Source organism: Streptomyces sp. iso_384 (genome assembly GCF_056172905.1).
On sequence record NZ_JBWBTT010000001.1, the window covers coordinates 4,024,293 to 4,042,262 of the forward strand.

General features: G+C 67.6%; 14 protein-coding genes and 4 pseudogenes. 9 read left to right on the plus strand and 9 right to left on the minus strand.

Annotated elements, in window-relative coordinates; genetic code table 11:
- The first annotated feature begins 125 nt into the window (after positions 1 to 125).
- Positions 126 to 865: pseudogene (locus tag AC0VY3_RS17930) on the plus strand (transposase).
- 15 nt (positions 866 to 880) lie between these two features.
- On the opposite strand, the gene AC0VY3_RS17935 reads toward AC0VY3_RS17930, so the two are convergent.
- Both AC0VY3_RS17935 and AC0VY3_RS17940 read right to left on the minus strand, forming a co-directional pair.
- On the minus strand, positions 881 to 1,639 hold the full coding sequence (locus AC0VY3_RS17935) for a hypothetical protein (RefSeq protein ID WP_181011113.1): 759 nt from the start codon (positions 1,637 to 1,639) through the stop codon (positions 881 to 883).
- 1,404 nt (positions 1,640 to 3,043) lie between these two features.
- Entirely contained in the window at positions 3,044 to 3,367 is a 324-nt protein-coding gene (locus AC0VY3_RS17940; RefSeq protein ID WP_103512658.1) for a helix-turn-helix domain-containing protein, read from the minus strand.
- Positions 3,368 to 4,209: 842 nt separating this feature from the next.
- On the opposite strand from AC0VY3_RS17940, the gene AC0VY3_RS17945 reads away from it, so the two are divergent.
- The 8 genes and pseudogenes from AC0VY3_RS17945 to AC0VY3_RS17980 all read left to right on the plus strand — a co-directional run bounded on the left by AC0VY3_RS17945 (position 4,210) and on the right by AC0VY3_RS17980 (position 12,009).
- Positions 4,210 to 4,593, plus strand: coding sequence for an ATP-binding protein (locus AC0VY3_RS17945; protein ID WP_475550021.1), 384 nt, complete (start codon positions 4,210 to 4,212; stop codon positions 4,591 to 4,593).
- Between the two features lie 227 nt (positions 4,594 to 4,820).
- Positions 4,821 to 6,071, plus strand: a complete 1,251-nt coding sequence (locus tag AC0VY3_RS17950) for a PP2C family protein-serine/threonine phosphatase (protein ID WP_103512656.1) — start codon at positions 4,821 to 4,823, stop codon at positions 6,069 to 6,071.
- A 363-nt stretch (positions 6,072 to 6,434) separates the two neighbouring features.
- Complete coding sequence (locus AC0VY3_RS17955; RefSeq protein ID WP_475551698.1) at positions 6,435 to 7,100, plus strand: molybdopterin-dependent oxidoreductase; 666 nt, start codon at positions 6,435 to 6,437, stop codon at positions 7,098 to 7,100.
- Positions 7,084 to 7,752, plus strand: a complete 669-nt coding sequence (locus AC0VY3_RS17960) for a cytochrome b/b6 domain-containing protein (protein WP_475550022.1) — start codon at positions 7,084 to 7,086, stop codon at positions 7,750 to 7,752. The genes AC0VY3_RS17955 and AC0VY3_RS17960 overlap by 17 nt, the downstream gene beginning before the upstream one ends.
- Before the next feature lie 460 nt (positions 7,753 to 8,212).
- Positions 8,213 to 8,623 (plus strand): annotated as a pseudogene (locus AC0VY3_RS17965) (SMI1/KNR4 family protein); the annotation flags it as partial.
- Between the two features lie 123 nt (positions 8,624 to 8,746).
- Complete coding sequence (locus tag AC0VY3_RS17970; protein WP_103512653.1) at positions 8,747 to 10,564, plus strand: ATP-binding SpoIIE family protein phosphatase; 1,818 nt, start codon at positions 8,747 to 8,749, stop codon at positions 10,562 to 10,564.
- A gap of 336 nt (positions 10,565 to 10,900) precedes the next feature.
- Positions 10,901 to 11,196: pseudogene (locus AC0VY3_RS17975) on the plus strand (transposase); the annotation flags it as partial.
- Positions 11,197 to 11,439: 243 nt separating this feature from the next.
- On the plus strand, positions 11,440 to 12,009 hold the full coding sequence (locus AC0VY3_RS17980) for an SMI1/KNR4 family protein (RefSeq protein ID WP_475550023.1): 570 nt from the start codon (positions 11,440 to 11,442) through the stop codon (positions 12,007 to 12,009).
- Between the two features lie 44 nt (positions 12,010 to 12,053).
- On the opposite strand, the pseudogene AC0VY3_RS17985 reads toward AC0VY3_RS17980, so the two are convergent.
- From AC0VY3_RS17985 to AC0VY3_RS18015, 7 genes and pseudogenes are all read right to left on the minus strand, one after another.
- A pseudogene (locus tag AC0VY3_RS17985) lies at positions 12,054 to 12,422 on the minus strand (transposase family protein); the annotation flags it as partial.
- A gap of 148 nt (positions 12,423 to 12,570) precedes the next feature.
- On the minus strand, positions 12,571 to 13,062 hold the full coding sequence (locus AC0VY3_RS17990; protein ID WP_475550024.1) for a DUF6086 family protein: 492 nt from the start codon (positions 13,060 to 13,062) through the stop codon (positions 12,571 to 12,573).
- 124 nt (positions 13,063 to 13,186) lie between these two features.
- The gene (locus AC0VY3_RS17995) at positions 13,187 to 13,651 is read right to left on the minus strand and encodes a MarR family winged helix-turn-helix transcriptional regulator (RefSeq protein WP_475550025.1); all 465 of its coding nucleotides are present in this window, start codon (positions 13,649 to 13,651) and stop codon (positions 13,187 to 13,189) included.
- A gap of 343 nt (positions 13,652 to 13,994) precedes the next feature.
- Complete coding sequence (locus tag AC0VY3_RS18000; RefSeq protein WP_475550026.1) at positions 13,995 to 15,326, minus strand: glutaminase; 1,332 nt, start codon at positions 15,324 to 15,326, stop codon at positions 13,995 to 13,997.
- A complete protein-coding gene (locus AC0VY3_RS18005) occupies positions 15,299 to 15,802 on the minus strand; it encodes an N-acetyltransferase (protein WP_181011112.1) in 504 nt (167 codons plus the stop codon). The genes AC0VY3_RS18000 and AC0VY3_RS18005 overlap by 28 nt, the downstream gene beginning before the upstream one ends.
- Positions 15,803 to 15,873: 71 nt before the next feature.
- Positions 15,874 to 16,527, minus strand: a complete 654-nt coding sequence (locus tag AC0VY3_RS18010; protein WP_475550027.1) for an NADPH-dependent F420 reductase — start codon at positions 16,525 to 16,527, stop codon at positions 15,874 to 15,876.
- The gene (locus tag AC0VY3_RS18015) at positions 16,524 to 17,594 is read right to left on the minus strand and encodes an LLM class flavin-dependent oxidoreductase (RefSeq protein WP_475550028.1); all 1,071 of its coding nucleotides are present in this window, start codon (positions 17,592 to 17,594) and stop codon (positions 16,524 to 16,526) included. Before AC0VY3_RS18015 ends, AC0VY3_RS18010 begins: the two co-directional genes overlap by 4 nt.
- Between the last annotated feature and the right edge of the window lie 376 nt (positions 17,595 to 17,970).

Genomic DNA, 17,970 nt, shown 5'->3' on the forward strand with positions numbered 1-17,970 from the left:
TGCCATACGTCGTCCCCAGCGTCGTCTTCGACGGTGGCGACATCGGTAGCCGGCGCCGACAGCGGGACCACGGTCCGGCGCGGTGCGCCGAAGGTAGCGCGAGGCGACGTCCGTATCCGAGTGATCTGTCCGATGCCCGCCGGGAGTTGATCGAGTCGGTCCTGGCCGCGTGACGCTTCGACCGCCGTGGCAGGGCCCTTGCTTTCGGCCGGCCGGCCGAGCACGACCTGCGCGATGTCATGGACGCGATCTTGTGCGTGGACCGCACCGGGGTCCAGTGGCGCTACCTCCCGCATTGAAACACCGCCCACGGCCATTTACCCGAATGGGCCGACGGGGGCGCGTTCGCACAGCTCAACGGCCTGCTCCGGCAGCCTCTGCGAGAGAAAGAAGGTCGGGACGCAGAACAGACGGCTGCGTGATCGACGCCCGAAGCGCCAAGACCTCCAGCAGCATCCCCGTGACAGGCCAGGGTATCGACGCCGGCAAGAAGATCGCCGGACGGAAGCGAAGCATCGCCACCGACCCACTCCGACTTCTCCTGGCCACGCCAATCCCCGCAGCCGGCGTGCAGGACTCCGCGGCCGGGACCGCACTACCCGACCAGGTCGCCGCCAACCACCCGGACATCCGCACGGCGTGGGGCGACGCGGACACCGCCCGCAAACCCGGGACCAGGGGCTTCACCCTCTTCTCCAAGCGGTGGGCGGTCGAGCGAACCTACGGCTGGCTCATGCTCCACCGGTGCATGGCCCGCGACTACTAAACCCTGCCCAACCGCTCCGAAGCCATGATTCGCCTAGGGATGACCGGTCTTGTGGCCCGGCGTTCCCGGGATGAAACATCGGACGGGAACGGCCCCTGACTGAGCGACGACGGCTCAGTTGTGGTTCTCGTCGATGGTGACGGCGATGCCGCGGTCGACTTTGACGACGACGTCGACGCTCTTCTTGGCGGCGGCCTCGAGCTCGTCCTCGGTGCACTGTTTGATCTCTTCGCGGTCGCCGCAGATCAAGCCGGCTCCGTTGATGACGGTTTCGGTGGAGGTGACGAACGCCCGCCGGCCCTCGTCGTTCACGACGGAGTACTTGTTCGGGGCCAGGTAGGCGAGCTTGCCGCTCCACAGGCCGGACGTCTTGCCGTCCTCGTTGCCGGAGTGGTCCTCGATGACGCTGACGGCGATGCCGTTCTTCAGTTTGACCGTGGCGGAGACTCCGTCCCTGGCGGCGGCCTCGAGCTCGTCCTCGCTGCAGGGCGTGGCGGCCTGGCCGGCCGCGTCCCCGCAGATCTTCCCGGCGCCCTGGATGTCGGTGTCCGTGGAGGTGAAGAACTGCTGCTTGGTGTCCTTGAGATCGGAGACGGTGTACTTGCCGGGGGCGAGATAGGAAACCGTGCCGAACCAGGTGCCGGTCACCTTCTTGCCGTCGGACTTGTTCCCAGCGGTGCTGTCGGGCTGTTCCTCGTCGCTGCCAGAAGCCTTGTTCTCGCTGCCGGACATCGCCTTCGCTTCCGAGGACGAGGAACTGGAGGTGTTCGCCTTGTCGCCCCCGGAGCCACCGTCCTGACAGGCCGTGAGGAGCGTTGTCGTAGCGATCAGGGCGGCAGCGGTGAGGACGGACTTGCGGTGGTTGCTAAGCATGTGGCCTCTTCCTGTGAGCGTTACTGATGTGCGGCCAGCGGGCTCATTGCGCGGCACGGCTATGCACTCGGTCGATCAACACCCTGCCTGCTGCGGTGATCGTGACGAAAGGACAGTTACAAGGTCATGACACCCCTGCCGAGTTCGCGGAACAAACAGGCACAAGAAGGGCACAACCTTCCCTCTACGGTCACATCTTCTACTGGGGCCCTCGGCACTCACGCACCGACAGGACCGCACATCCGCGCCTCCTCCCCCAGCAACAGGCCAAGCACGTCCCAGCGTTACCTGCTCTTGGCCTGAGCGGGCTGGAGGCTCGCAGGGGTCCCGCTGCCGGATTCCTCGCCGGTCATCGCATGAAGATCATCACTGCCGCCGCGCTTGCTGGCGCGGCTCTGCCGGCCAGCGCTGCCCCCGCCCTTGCTGACGGCGGGCCCACTGCTGGGCCTAACCGCATCCTGCAAGAAGCCGGAGATGGCGGTATCGACGCACTCACGGGCGACCCGCTCGAGGGGCCACCGGTTCCACTACGAACCTCAACGGAGAGACAGGTGCAGTGGCCAGGTTGGTGGACATGGCCTCCAACAAGAACACGTCGGAGTAAGGCCGCCGAGAATCCGGCCGCACTGCAACCCCGGCCAAGACTGAGGCGCGTCCGCCGCCCGGCAGGCTCGACGTCCAAATCGAACGGCTACCTCTAAGGCGCCTCCCGAAGTCGGGCTCCGGCTCAACGTCTGTGGTTCGGAGAGCGAGTGCCTCCTCCAGGAGCATGCTCCACGGGCCTGACCTGCGAGACGCCGGACACAGCACCGTCCAGAGTTCGGCGTGACCGTTCACATCACAGAAGTTGAGCCAGAACCCACTCTCGTGAACAAAGCCACTCGGGAGTGTCACATGCCCCAGGCGCACCCTCTCCTGCTTCGCTGAAGCGTTCAGGTCCTGGAGAACCTTGGAGTCGCCCGGGAGCGCCGAGCGTCCGCGTTGGGGGTGGGCGGGGCACGGGAAGCCGTGCCGAGAGGAACGGCGCCCCCAGCCTGTCCCGCAGCGCCCTTCTGTCTGATGGGTTCAGCAGGCCTTGGTGGAGGGCGTGACGCTGGTTGGCCGGCGGTACCTGCGATGCCGGTGTGCGGATGCCCTGAGAACTTGAGGCAGCCTTGCCTTTGCGCCTGCGCTTGACGTTGGCGCGCTGACTGGCCCGGATCCCATGTCGGGCTCAGTGCGGTCGGCGGCTCCGGTTCCGCCCGGCAGCCGCGCCAGCTTCCCCCGAGGCGATGAACGTCCTGACCTGCTGCAAAGGATCAGGGCCTTCGTGTTGCCGGAAGGTGATCTCTGCGGTCCGGGCGGCGCGCAGATTCGATCACCTGCCCGGAGCTGCTGCGTTCCGGGCAGGGCGGGCGCGAGCCGTCAGGTTGGCCGGTCGGTCGTGCGGTGGTGTTCGGCGTTGATGCGCTGTGCTTCTTCGAGTTGGTCTTCGAGGATGACGATGCGGCAGGCGGCCTCGATGGGGGTGCCAGCGTCGACGAGTTCGCGGGCGCGGGCGGCGATGCGCAGCTGGTAGCGGGAGTAGCGGCGGTGGCCGCCGGGGCTGCGGAGCGGGGTGATGAGGCGGGCTTCGCCGATCGCGCGGAGGAACCTTTGTGTTGTGTTGAGCATTTCGGCGGCCCGGCCCATGGTGTAGGCGGGGCAGTCGTCGTCATTGAGACGGCCGAACGAATCGCCTGCTGTCACTTGCACCTCTCTGCGGAACACACCCCGGAGGGGCCCTGGCACCATTTGGCACCAGGGCCCCGAAGGAACTGCTACACCATCGGCCGGGCGTGATCGGCTGCGCCGGCTCTCTGTTTCCGCATGCCCGCCCCAGGGGGAGAGGTCGGGGGCTGCGGGGATCGCGGTTGCTCGACCGGAGACCACCTCACTATCGATGTCCTGCGGTACCCGGGCCCACGTCATACACCCGGGCGATCCTGATGGCGACCAACTCCTCCGCTCTTCCTCTTGATCAACTGTTTGCGTACAGCTGGTACTGCGTCCTACTCAGTGACCTGTGGCAGCGTCACTCTTCGGCAGCCAGTCCCGTCGCCCGTCCTGCATCTGCTCCGGCTCGGAACCCCACTGCCGAACCTCCCGGTGCGCGCGCCCGCAGCCGACGCCTTCACCGAGGTACTGCTCCCAGTTCACTGCTGGATCCATCGTTGTGTGAACTGCGGTACTTCTCGCGGCGGCCCCTGATCACTGTGAGCCACCTGGTCCGGCCGTCAGCCCGTCGCCTTCCTGTAAGAACTGGCTTCGGAAATCCACCACCGGACCGTCCTGCGCACTGCAACTACGTGTGCTGCTGCCCGGCAGTTCGTCTCTGCCGGGCCCTGCTGACTTCCTTGACTACGAGAGAAACCATAACCACGCCTCCACCGAATGTCTACCGTGACCGACATAGATTTTCGATATCTCGGCACACAGGTAATCGACCCCTGCGAGGTTGGGCGGGGCGGGACGGGGCACACGGGCAACCTAGGCCGGGCCGGGCCGGGCAGCGACGAGCCGAGGAGACAAGGACGAACCTGACGAATACGATGCGCGTCGACGCTGCCGCTGTCCGCCCCACGTCCACTGTTGCGGATGCGCGCGAGAAGGCCCGGATCTTCCCCGAGGCCCTCCGGGAGCCCGCTCTTGCGCCCGATACGGCCGACACCGTGTTCCTGGTCGTCTCCGAACTGGTCACCAACGCCCTGCGGCACGGCGGCGGCACCTACATCCTCCGCATGACCGCCCACCCCGACCTCATCGAGGTGGCCGTCGACGACCCCAGCCCACAGGCTCCGCGCATGCGTACCCCCGACCTGACCGGCGCAACCGGCGGCTTCGGCTGGCGCATGGTCACCCACATCGCCCGCACCACCGCGGTCATCCACCGGCCCACCGGCGGCAAGACCGTCAGCGCCTCCCTCACCCGATAGCACCACGACCCCAGCCAGGCCCGGCAAGACCTTCGTCCGGACAAAGAGCACATTGAGGTTCAGACTGGAACAGTTGACTGCAGGACCGTCACGCAATGGACCGTACGCGTGGATCCCTGTTGCGGATGGCTCGCATCGATCACCGCGTAGCGCAGGGCAGGCGCGAGGAGTGTCGACTGCGCGGCGGGGCACAGCGGGGCCAGACCTCCGGGAAGGGAGCCGCGGCCATGAGCCGTCGTCCGAGCGATCTTCCCCGGCTGCTGACGGCGGCGGAGATGGCGGCGCCGGTTGAGGCCGTGGCCGTGGTCGCGGAGGATCTGCGCAGGCGCTTCGCGGCCACGAAGGTTTCGTTCCTCATTGTGGATCTGACCGGCAGAGCGCTCGCGCGGCTCTCCACCGCCACCACCACCGGCACCGGCACCGGCACCGGCGGGGAAACGGAGCGGATCCCTCTGTCCGGGAGCGTCTACGAGCAGGTGATCCGCACTCAGCGGCCGCATCACGAGCCCGCCGGGCGGGAGCAGCGGGTAATCGTTCCTGTGACCAACCGAGGAGATGCGATCGGACTGCTGGAACTGCTCCTGCCGGCCGACAGGAGCGAGGAAGATGTTGTGCACGCTGTCGGGGAAGCCGCTCACGCACTGGCGTACGTCGTGATCGCCAACGGGCGCTTCACCGACTTCTACACCTGGGGCAAGCGCACCAGGCCCCCGACCCTGGCAGCGGAGATCCAGTACCAGCTGCTTCCGCAGGCCCTGTCCTGCGAGGCCGCGCAGTTCACCTTCAGCGGGAGCCTGGAGCCCTCCGAGGACCTCAGCGGCGACACGTTCGACTACTCGCTGGACCGCGACACCCTGCATCTGTCGGTGACCGACCCCATGGGCCATGACCTCGACGCAGCCCTGACTGCCACCGTCCTGGTGGGCGCCCTGCGCAGAGCCCGCCGCGCCGGAGCCACCCTCGCCGAACAGGCCCACCAGGGCGACCAGGCCCTGACCACCCACGGACATGGCCACGCCACCGGACAGCTGCTGCGCATCAATCTCCACACCGGGAAGGCGAAGCTCGTCAACGCCGGCCACCCCTGGCCTCTGCGCATGCGTGCAGGCGTGGTGGAAACCATCACCTGCCAGATCGACCAGCCCTTCGGGCTGGCCCTCGCCCCACCCCGGCCCTACCGCATCCAGACCCTCGACCTACGTCCCGGCGACCGGCTGCTCATGCTGACGGACGGCATGCTCGAACGTCACGGAGAGAAGATCGACATGGCCGACCTGCTACGCCAGACCCGGAGCCTGCACCCACGCGAAACCACGCTGATGCTGACCTCCGCCGTACGCGACGCCTCGGGCGGCCGCCTCGAAGACGACGCCACCGTCATGTGCCTGGACTGGCACGGCCCACAAGAAGAACACCGCCACGTCAGCTCCGGCGCGGACACCCAACAAGCCTCAACCGCCCGCACACCCAACCACTGACTACCCCACCCCGCCCAAGCCTCCGGCTCAACGACTCACTGAGCCTTTTCCAACCTCAGGTCGAGGCGTCGTGAAGGACGAGACCGGCCTTCACGATGTCGGTGATCTGGTTGGTGCTGCAGCGGATCTTTCGCAGGAGGCGCGTACTGGCCGGGTTCGGAGTCCGGCATGCAGCGAGCGCAGGAGATCCGTACCGGCCGCGTGCCCGGCTCTTCCCCGGAGCCGGGTCCTGGGACATGACGGAATTCTGACGTCCGCCCCCATTCCCTGGCCTTCCGGCCACCCCGGGTGTCGAATCGAGGCGTGGATGAAGAACGACCGGAACAGCGCGGCGCCCCCGTAGGCCGCCGTATCCTCCTCGGCATGCTCGGACTCGGCGCCGTCGGGGTGGCCGCCGCGCCCATGCTCCAAGGCGGCCTGGAGAGATTCCTGGGGGCCGCGGCCCGGAAGGACCCCACCGGCCTGACCGGCCTGCTCCCCAACGGCGGCGGATTCCGGTACTACTCCGTGGTCTCGTCCGTCCCCGAGAAGACCGCCGCGACCTTCCGCCTCACCGTGGACGGCCTGGTCGACCGGCCCGGCTCGTACACCCTCGACGAGCTGCGGGCCCTGCCGCAGACCCGGGTGGTGCGCGACGTCCAGTGTGTCACCGGCTGGCGCGTCCCGCAGACCGCGTTCGAGGGAGTCACGCTCTCCCGCATCCTCGATGCGGCCGGCGTCCAGGCGCGGGGCCGGGCCATCCGTTTCACCTGCTTCGACGGCGCTTACAGCGAGAGCCTCACCCTCGACCAGGCCCGCCGCGACGACGTCATGGTCGCTCTGCGGATGCGCGACGAACCCCTCAGTCACACCCATGGCGGCCCCGCCCGCCTCTACGTCGCACCCATGTACTTCTACAAGTCCGCGAAGTGGCTCTCCGGCATCACCGTCACCCCCGAGGTGGTGCCCGGCTACTGGGAGGAGCGCGGCTACGACGTCGACGCCTGGGTCGGCCGCTCGAACGGACGTGACGATGCCCCCACCGTCTGAACCCACCACCCGCGTCCCGCGGTTCACCGCCGCCCAGCGCTGGGTGCACCGCACCACGGCCTGGCTCACCCTGACCTGCGTCGCCACCGCGGCCTGCCTGTACGTTCCCCAGCTCGCCGAACTCGTCGGCCGCCGCCACCTGGTCAGAGACGTCCACATCTGGTCGGGGCTCCTCGTCCCGGCGCCGCTGCTGCTCGGCCTCGCCTCCCGCGCCCTGCGTGCCGACCTGGGCCGGCTCAACCGGTTCGGCCCGCACGACCGCCGGTGGCTGCGCGCCGTCCTGCGCCGTGACCGCAGGGCCGCGTCCCGGCCCGCGGACAAGTTCAACGCCGGGCAGAAGACGTACGCGGCCTGGATCGCCGGCGCGGTCCTGGTCCTGCTCGGCACCGGCCTGCTGATGTGGTTCACCGGCCTCACCCCGCTGGTCTGGCGGACGGCGGCGACCTTCGTGCACGACTGGCTCGCTCTCGCGGTCGGCATCGTGCTCGCCGGGCACATCGGCAAGGCCCTCGCCGACCCGGAGTCCCGCCGCGGCATGCGCACGGGAACGGTCGACCCGGTCTGGGCGGCCGTCGAGCACCCGCTGTGGCACCCGGACGAGGCCCGCTCGCACGCGCTCCATTCCCACGGCCGCCGAACGAGTGATTCCTGAGGCAGTTTGTCAAGCCGCATCAGGAATCACTCATCAGGCCTGTTCCCGTCGATCTCGGACGTGGCTGTGCTGTCGGTCGACGTGACCGACGAAGCGGTACGCATCGAGGCGCAGAGGATGGCGGCCGGGTCCGATTGCCCTGACTGTGGAAGCTGGTCGCGGGGATTCATAGCTCCTACCTCCAGTTTCCCGTTGATATGGCGAGCGGTGGTAGACGGGGCGTCCTCTGCCTGCGGGTCCGGAGGTTCCGCTGCCCGGTCATCTCGTGCGGGCGGCGGACCTTCGTCGAGCAGATTACGGGCTGACCCGTCGGTACGGCCGACAGACCGAGCGCCTGCGGTCGACGCTGGCCGCGGTCGGCCTCGCGCTCGCCGGTCGGGCCGGGGCCCGCATGGCGAGAGTCTCGGCGTGTCCGTCAGCCGCAGTACGGTGCTGCGGCTGGTCGAATCCTTGCCCGACCCAGTTCCTCACGCACATCGGCGGCTCAGGCGCGGCGCCGTTCTACGGCCTCATGCCGCTGGAGCGGTGTTCCCTGCTGGTCATGAACCCGCGTGGAGAACCAGGGACACCCCGCGGCTTCGAACGCACAGAACCCAGGGCCCACGGACGCGATCTCTTCCTCCACGTCATCGAGATGGGCTGCACAGACGTATGCGTCATCGCCGTGACCGGTCCCCTCACCGGCCGCGTCCTCATCGGCAACAGCGACGGGTTCTGGGGACCCAACGTCTCCTCCGCCACCGCCTTCCTCGACTGGTACGAACGCTGGCTCAACCACATGAGCGCCGGACGCGACACCCGGACCCTGGAACTCGCCTCGCCTCGACTTCGTGCCCATCCAAACCGCCATCGCATGGCCCCGAAGATCTGACTCTCCGTAGCAAGCAATCGATATTCCACGTGGGAAACCCCCTCGTCATCGACAGAGCCTCGCGGCCGCTTCCGGTGCACACTGGGCACCAAGAGGCGTCGAGTCCTATGGGGAGGCGGAAGAGTGAACGCCGGCAGTGGTAGACGGCGCCTGCCGAGCCGGGGCTCCGCCGGGCGACGCTCGGCAGGCGCGAACGTGTGGTTCCGCCGGAACAGAGGCGTCCTGCCGCCAGACCGGTTCACCACCCGCAGCCGTCTTGCCTGGCTGAATTCCGCCAGTTCCCGCATCGGCACGACCCTGGACCTGGAGCGCACCGCACAAGAACTCGCCGAGTTCACCGTGCCCCGTTTCGCCGACGGGGCGGCCGTGGACATCCTCGAGAGTGTCCTGCGGGGTGACGTGGGCTCCCGGAAGACCGAGCCCGGCATTCCGCAGATGCGGGCCACGGCGCTGTGCGCCATCGAGGAGCTCTCCAACCTGGAGCCGACCCCGGTGGGTGAGATCTTCGTGCATGCCAAGCAGCCGCACGAGACGCTGCTCCACCGGTACGTCCTCCGGCAGGGCAAGCCGGTGCTGCTGAGCAGGATGCGCGACGACGACTTCATCCGCGTCGCGCCCACCGCGAGCGCGGCCGCACAGTTGCGTGCCGCCGGTGTGCACAGCTACCTGGCTGTGCCCTTGATCGCCCGTGGGCTGCTGCTCGGCAGCGCCGACTTCGTGCGCGGCCGAGGAACCCCGCCGTTCTCCAGCACCGATCTGGCGCTGGCGGAGCAGCTCGCCTCCAGGGCGGCGGTCTTCATCGACAACGCGCGTCTGTACGGGCGGGAGCGGGAGCAGGTCGTCTCGTTGCAGCGCTCCTTGCTGCCGCGCGTCACCCCGGCGACGCCTGGTCTGCTGGTGCACTCCGAGTACGCGCCCGCGGCGGCGCATCACGGCGTGGGCGGGGACTGGTACGACGTGATGGCCCTGCCCGGGGGGCGGACGGCCCTGATGGTGGGCGACGTGATGGGGCACGGGCTGCCAGCCGCCGCCACCATGGGGCGCCTGCGGACGGTGGCCCGCACGCTGATGACCCTGGACATGGCCCCCGAGCGGATCCTCGCGCGGCTCGACCTGGCCACCCGCGATCTGGAGGACGAGCAGGTCTCCACCTGTCTGTGCGCGGTCTACGACCCCGCCGACTCCTCCTACACGCTGGCGAGCGCCGGGCACCTGCCGCCGCTGCTCCTCGACGGGCAGGGTGCCGCCGACTTCGTCCCGGTGCCGACCGGCGCGCCGCTGGGGGCGGGCGTGATTCCGTACGACCCTCTGCGGCTGCGCGTCCCGGACGGCGCCCACCTGGTCATGTACACGGACGGCTTGACCAAGTCCCGGGACGAGGACGTGGACGCCCAATTGGAACGGCTGCGTACGGCGGCGCTGAGCCTGCCGCCCGGGTCTCTGGCGAAGGGCGGTCTGGTGGAACGTGCCCCGGCCGCCGCCGCCCGGTTCGACGAGGCGGTACTCCTCGTCACCACGAGTGCCGCACTCCCGGCTGGGGAGCTGCGGGTGTGGGAGCTGCCGCAGGACGGCCGGGCCGCCTCGGCCGCCCGTGGTCTCGTCACCGGCCAACTCGCCGCGTGGGGTCTCGGGGAACTCGCCGACGTCTCCGAGCTGGTCGTCTCCGAACTGGTCGGCAACGCACTGCGCTACGGGAACGGCCCCGGCGAGCTGCGGCTGCTGCGCGGGGAACGCCTCGTAGTGGAGGTGTCGGACACCGGCCCCGACCTGCCCCAGATCCAACACGCGGACCTCAGTGACGAAGGCGGGCGGGGGCTTCAGCTCATCAACATGCTGTGCCGCCGCTGGGGCTCGTCCCGCACGGTCACCGGCAAGGTGGTCTGGGCGGAACAGAACATGCCGTCCTCGGTCTTAGACCGCAGCTCACAGCCGTGGACCTGATGTCCTGCTTCGGAAATCCTGGCGTCACGTTTCTACGCTTTCAGGATGTCGTTTCCGGGACGCTCTTCCGTTGAGTTCGTGGTACCGCTGACAAGGGTGAGACGTACCGGGCCGGGGTCAGGCAGCCCCAGCCGATCGAGGACACGTGGCTGTAGCCGTCGTAGTCCGCGCTGAGCTTGTCATTTGAGGTCCAGCGCCGAACGCGACTCGAACTTGACCAGCGTTCTCGCAGTTGAGCAGACGTGAAAACGGCCTTCGTCTGATCCTGTGCTCCGCCACAGAAGCAGAGGAACCAGCACGAAGGCCGTGGTCGTGAGTTTCGGGTGTCAGGACGTCCTGCGGGATGCATGCGCGGAAGTGTCCTCCCTCCGGACAGAGTTGTACGCGTGTCCGACCACACGGGGCGACGCCCTGTTCAAGTTGTGCGACGCGCTGTTGTGCACGGACGGGCCGGTGCGGACGCTCGTCGACCTGGCCTCGCGCCGGAACACCGTCGCGGGCACGGGGCTCTTTACGACGGCCTCGACCAGGGGCGGATCCATATCGCCCGGCTGCGTCAGGCCCTGGCCGGGACGCCGTTGCCGAGGGCGGCGGATGGTCGGATCGTCCTGGCCGCGGGGGTGACGCCGTGGTCCTCGCTTCAGTCCTGGAAGCACCTCGGCTGGACCCGCCGGGCACGGTGGGTTGTCTGTGAGAAGTCGCGGGCGGCCACTTCGCTGAGGGGCTGGCTCTGCGCTTCGGGACGGAAGACGTCGCGGAGATAGATCGAACGTATGCCCGACGTACCATCCCTGCAAGGTTGTCCGGCCGGCACTTCCCGACCTCCGCAGTGGCGTAGTCGGACGGAGAAATCCCTGTAGAGAGGAGAGAGGGCGATGAGTGTGGCTGAGAGTTGGCCGCGTGTGATGAGTCTCCTGCGGGAGCACGCGCCGGCCGATCACGCGGATCTGCCCGGGCCCGCTACGGAGCAGATGCTCGCGGCAGCCGAGGAACGGATGGGGATCTCCCTGCATGGGGATCTGCGGACGTGGCTGTTGCAGAACAATCTCGATCTGCCGGAGGAAGATTTCGACGACGAAGTGCAATGCTGCGGCTTCGACGGGTTCCCCGACGAGGGGAGCTTCTTTCTGGGCATCCGGGCGATGGAGAAGCTCTACGCGAACCGCTTCGTGCCCGGCGGATTCGACCCTCCGGACCAGCCGGACTACCCGTTCTGGCGTAACGAGTGGATCCCGTTCCTGTCGGACCAGGACGGCTGGATGGGGAAGTTCATCGATGTGCGGGACGGGCGTGTCGGCAGCTGGTTCGTGGGTGGCCCCACGGTCACGGGCGAGTACGAATCGATGGCCCAGTATTTCGACTCCGTGGCGGAGACGCTGACGAGGATCGCCGGTGGAAGCTCCCGTGTCAGCCGGTTCGCCGAAGGTCGGCTTGTCTGGTCGTGAGGCGGTTCCCGACTGGATGACGGCCCCTGGAACGGCCATGAGATTCATCGGCGTCGACGTTCCAGGGTGAGGAGGATGGCTGCGGCGATGATGGTCATGCGGTTGGGGCTGCAGCGGGCCCGGCGGAAGATCTGCCAGGACTTCAGCCTTGCGATGCTTCGTTCGACCGGTGCCCGTGCTGCCGACAGGGCCCGATTGACCGTTCGCCGGGTCGTGGTGAGGTCCCTGTTCGGGAGCCGTCTGAACGGTGTGGTCACCCAGGGGCCGGCTCCGATGTAGGCGCGGTCGGCGAGGATGGGGACGCCCTGGCGTTCGCAGATCCGGATGATTCGGTGGGTTCGGGCCGCGGTCAGGTCGTGGGTGCGGCCAGGTAGCGCGGATGAGATCCACAGCAGTTTGCCTGCAGGGTCGGCGATGAGGCTCCTGTGTTGATGAGTTGGGATGTCTAGCACCTCTCTCAACGGCACGGGAGCCTCGTGCGTTGCGGACGCCGGCCCGTCACCCGATCAGTGGCCACTCTGAAAAAGCTCATTGAACAAACAACACATCCGCCCCTCCTCGTCAGCGAGGCATGCGTCGTGCCAGTTCCCGTGCCTTCTCACGCAGGTCCGCGGCCCAGACCTCGTGTTCGGCCGGAGCCGACATCCCTGTCGCGGCGGAAACCTGCACGTCCTCGAACGGGGCTTCCGGAGTGGCTTCGTGTTGTGCCCAGTTCACTTCGACCCCGGCTCGCTCCGCGAGAACCAGCGTGGTGGCGACGAAGCCTTCGGAGAGTGCGAGCCAGACGGTGTGGCTCGTTCTTCGGTGCCTCGTCAGAAGGGCGTTGACGAAGGTCTCGAAGGTGTCGGGGCTGATCTGGCACTCGTCGTTCTCCATCGGTCCGATGCCCGATGGGAGTGCCAGCTCCGCCTCGAAGACGGCTGCTTGACGCTGAAACATGCGTGACGCCCCGTTGGACGGGTTCCACAGCGTCTCGTCGCCCATGTCGAAGTACTGGCTCATCCCGGCGCCTCCAGCTCGGTCGTGACGAGCCAGCGTATCCAGCATGATCATTGCCAGTCTTCAGGGTTTCCACGGCGGGGCAGGACGTTCCGCCGGCACCGCCTCCGGCAAGGCGCCTGTCCGTAGCATGGCGGCGGCGCTCGCCGTGAGGGGCAGGTCTCCCCGGCCGAGCGCCTCAGTCGGGCTGCGCCTCCAGGTGAGCGACGACGCGGCTCGAAATCTTGGTGAGCGTGTCCAGCTCCTCCTTGGTGAGGGCGTCGATGAACAGTCGGCGGACATGCTCGACGTGAACGGGTGCGGCGCCTTCGATCGCCTGATAGCCGGCCGGGGTGGCGACGATGAAGGACCCGCGTCCGTCGTCGGGGCAGTCCTCCTTGGTCACCAGGCCGCGCTTCGCCATCCGCGCCACCTGGTGGGACATGCGGCTCTTCTCCCACTCCACCAGTTTGGTGAGGTCCATGAAGCGCATCCGCCCACCGGCCTCGGTGAGCTTGGCCAGCACGATGAAGTCGGCCGCGGACATGCTGGAGTCAGCCTGGACGTAGCGGGAAAGACGTCCGATGAGCTTCTCCTGCATGCGGATGAAGCCATCCCAGGCGGCCTGCTGCTCCGGGGTCAGCCAGCGCGGTGTTGCGTTCATGGGCCAAGCGTATCGAGGCCATCGGCACGTCCTCCATACCGCTGACGCGGCCGTCGCCGGTGATGGCCCAGAACATGCTGGTCTGCTCGCACCATTGGCGATATTCATGAATTGCGGCTTGTGGCGCCTCTCACAAGAAGTTCTGGCCTCGCAGTCAGGTATGTGGAGCAGCTCTGCCGGATCTGCGACGACGGGCTGCGGACGGCCGACAGGATCTTGCTGCCACTTGCCCCGGGGGCGTCGATCCGGAGCCCCGGCCGAGGTCTCCCACTGGCGATGGCCCGCCAGGAGCCGTCCAACCGGACTGCTCACCGACGCGACGGCACCGCTGCTGTTGCGCTCACTACATCGACGAGCCCCTCCCCCGCAGTCGGCTCCTGTCCCGGGACATGCCCTGCTGCGCGGCCACGGCCTTGTCCAGGCTGTCCACGACGGTCACTCGTCCGCCATCGCCCGGATCGGGGTCGGGCATGATCGATTCCGGGTCGACCAAGTAGACCTCGTGGCCGTCGAGTGTCAGCCGACGCGCGAATTCCAGCAGCATGCGCCGGGCCACGTCATCGATCGAATGGACCCGGGTGAGGTCCAGAGCCACCCCGGTTTCCGGGTACGAGGTGCCCACGGTCTCCCGGATGATCCTCTCGGCTCCGGCGAAGCCGATGCCGCCCTGCAGGTGAAGAGCCCGGAGGGCGTCCGGTCCGCTGCCGATGACATGGTTGGTCCGCAAAGCCGCGCGGGCGGTGGCGGGGACCTCCATCACATGCAGACCCATGTCCGATGAGAATCGTTCGAACAATGACACCCCGCGAACGCTGTTTCCGTGGTTGTCCAGTCGCGGTGAGAACGCGGCCATGCCGATCTGTCCGGGCAGTGCGCCGATCAGGCCCCCGGCGACCCCGCTCTTCGCGGGGATGCCGACCTGGGTGCCCCAGTCGCCTGCCGCGTCATACATTCCGCAGCTCAACATGACGCTCAGCACCTGGCGTACCACCGGTTCCGGGACCACCTGCTCGCCCGAGAGAGGGTTCGTCCCGCGGTTCGCCAGCGTCGCGGCCATGATGGCCAGATCACGTGTGCTGACGAGCACGGAACACTGGCGGGTATAGCCGTCGACGACGGCCCTCGCGTCCTCGACGAGGATGTGGTGGCTGCGGAGCATGTGCGCGATGGCGAGGTTCCGGTGAGCGTGTTTCATCTCCGACGCGTATACGGCCTCATCCGTTCCCAGCCGACGTCCGGCGAAGGCCGAGAGGCCGTCGACCACACGTTCCACCCGCTCGGTCGCGTTCAGACCCTCCGCGCCGGCCAGGGAGTGGACGGTGATCGCGCCGGCGTTGATCATCGGATTGCGCGGGCGACCGGTGTCGCTTTCGAGGGAGATCTCGTTGAACGCCTCTCCGGACGGCTCGACACCGACCTTGGCGATCACGGGGTCGAAACCGCGATCCGCCAATGCCAGCGCGTACACGAACGGCTTGGAGATCGATTGAATCGTGAATTCGGTGTCGATGTCACCGGCACCGTAGACCTCTCCGTCAATCATGGCGAAGGCCGCACTGAGGCGGTCGGGGTCCGCTGCGGCGAGCTCGGGTATGTATCCCGCCAGTTCTCCGGACGTGTCCGGCTGAACAGCGCCCAATACCTCGGTCAGATAGTCGGGAATGATCGACCGCATTCGTCCCCCTTCGTGGAAAACGGCAACTTCGACGTTGCCGGATAACCCTGCCGCCGCATCAGCGACGCATCGGATCCGCAGCCCTGCGCCTCGCTTCGCGCGGCACGCGTGATCAGTCTGATGTCGTCGGGCAGGGGCTCGCGGAAGGCACCACCTTCCCCGACGAACTCCTTTCCGTGCAGACGTAGATGGTGAGCCAGCAGCGGGCACAACGGCACGACGGTGCAATTTTCGTCGATGCTGCTGCTCAGGATTTCTTGCATCAGCAGCCTCTCCAGGCCGCGTTCGCGGGCATCTGGATATATTTCGGTGCGGAAGAATATCCGCTCTTCGTATTCGCCGGGAGAGATCACGAAGTCCGCCGTGCCGACAACGCTTTCATCCGCACGACGGAGGGAGTAGGAACTGATCGACGGATTGATATCGACCCTGACTACCACGGAAGCGCCGGCTTCTTCGGCTATTTCTCGGGTCATATGAATGTCTTCTCCTGGGAGGAGATCACGGCTGGATCGGTACATCGCGATCCAACTCAGGTGCTTTCGGTCTAGGAGTGCTCGACGAGTCCTGCCTGAGCGGGGGTCTCGGTAAGGACTCGGAGTTGAGCGGCGTCGACGTTGGCGCCGAAGGCGGGTGTTCCGGGTTCGAGCCGGATACCCTCTGCGAGGTCGCCGATGATCAGCGGATCGAATCCGAACGTGTCGACCAGCGCGGACACGGTGGCGAGGTCGTCGGGCAGCCGGCCGGCGATCGCGATCGCCTTGCGCCCGGGGGTACCTGCCGCACGCGCCTCGCCCTCGAGGTCGTGGTAGCCCATGTGGTTGAAGGCCTTCACGACGCGGGCGCCCTTCAGGAACGCCTGCACGGCCTCGCTCGATGAGGCCTCCGGCGGGAGGATCGCGTCGCGCGGACCATCGACCTCCCACCAGTGGTTCATCGCGTCGATGACCAGCTTCCCCGCCAGTTCGGGCACCGGGAGCTCTCGGTGTCTGCCGAGCGGAAGAGCGAGGATCACCACGTCGGCGGCCTCCGCGGCCTGGGCCGGCCATACGGCCGTCGCCCCCGGGGTGAGAACCTTGGTGGTCAGCACGATCTTGGCGGGGTCGCCGGACCCGGAGATCAGGACCCGATATCCGGCAGCGCCTGCCCGACGCGCCAGTACGGTGCCGATCTTCCCGGCCCCCAGAATCCCGATGCTCATCGCTTCGCTCCGGCCGTGGCCGCGGGCTGTTCAGCCAGAAGCTCGCGGACCCGGGGGATGACCTGGGTACCGTACAGCTCGACCACCCGAAGCCGGGCCGACGCCGAAACGGTGCCGGCGGCGGAATAGATCAAGTCGAATCGGCCCGCGTCCAGCACCCGGACGGCGTGCGCGATCTTGGTCGCGACCGTCTCGACCGAACCGACGTACAGCGACCCGTGGTCCACCTCGGTGTTGAATTCCTCCCGGCGGAGCGGCGGCCAGCCGCGCAGCGCCCCGATCCGGTCCCGTGTCTCTTTGTACCCGGGGTAGAAGAGTTCCTTGGCCTCCGCGTCGGTGGAGGCGATGAAGCCGGGCGAGTGCAGCCCGACCGGCCGTGCGGTCGTGCCGAACTCCTCGCTCGCCCGCCGGTACAGATCCACGTAGGGAGCGAACCGGTCGGGAGCGCCGCCGATGATGGCGAGCATGAGCCGGAATCCGTACTGTGCCGTGCGGATCACGGACTGCGGCGTCCCGCCGACGCCCACCCAGGTGTTGAGGCGTCCCGATTCGGTCTTCGGGTACACGTCAGCGGCGTGCAGGGCGGGGCGTGTGGTTCCTTCCCAGGTGACCGGCGTCTCGTCCAGGAGCCGGTGGAAAAGGTCGATCTTCTCCTCGAACAACACCTCGTAGTCCTTCAGGTCGTACCCGAACAGCGGGAACGACTCGGTGAACGAGCCGCGTCCGAGGATCACCTCGGCCCGTCCGCCGGACAGCGCGTCGACCGTGGCGAACCGCTGGAACACCCGCACCGGGTCGTCCGAGGACAACACCGTCACGCCCGACGCGAGCCGGATGCGCTTCGTGACGGTCGCGATACCGGCGAGCACGGTCTCGGGGCTGGAGATGGCGAACTCGGGCAGGTGGTGCTCGCCCAGCGCGACCACGTCGATCCCGACCTCGTCGGCGAGGACCGCTTCGGCCACTGCGGCGCGGATCGCCTCCGCGTGCGAGACGATCGCGCCCCGGTCGTTGCGGGGCAGGTCTCCGAAGCTGTCGATTCCGAACTCGATTGGCGAAGCATCCATCGTGGGCCTTCCTTCAACGCTTACGTGGGCTCAGCGCCAGATCGCACGCCGCTGCGAGGCGAGGTCGAGGCCCGCCCTTGGGGGTAGATCCGGCCGATCACAGCCCCCTTGGGTGTCTCGCCACCCTCCTGCAATTAAGTTGACACATCAACTCTGCCATTTTATGGTTTATACGTCAACAAAGAGGTGGGCCGGCGGCGGAGTATCCGCACGTCAGCGACCTGGCGGGGAGTCCGCAGTCGGCCTGACAGCCCCACGGCGGGCGATGCGCCGACCTGAGCGGCAGAGTGGTCAGTACCGCTCCCCCGAGGTCCGGCAACCTGTGATTGCCGTCAGTTACCAGCGACCGCGCATGAGCCCAGGCAGTCAGATGGCT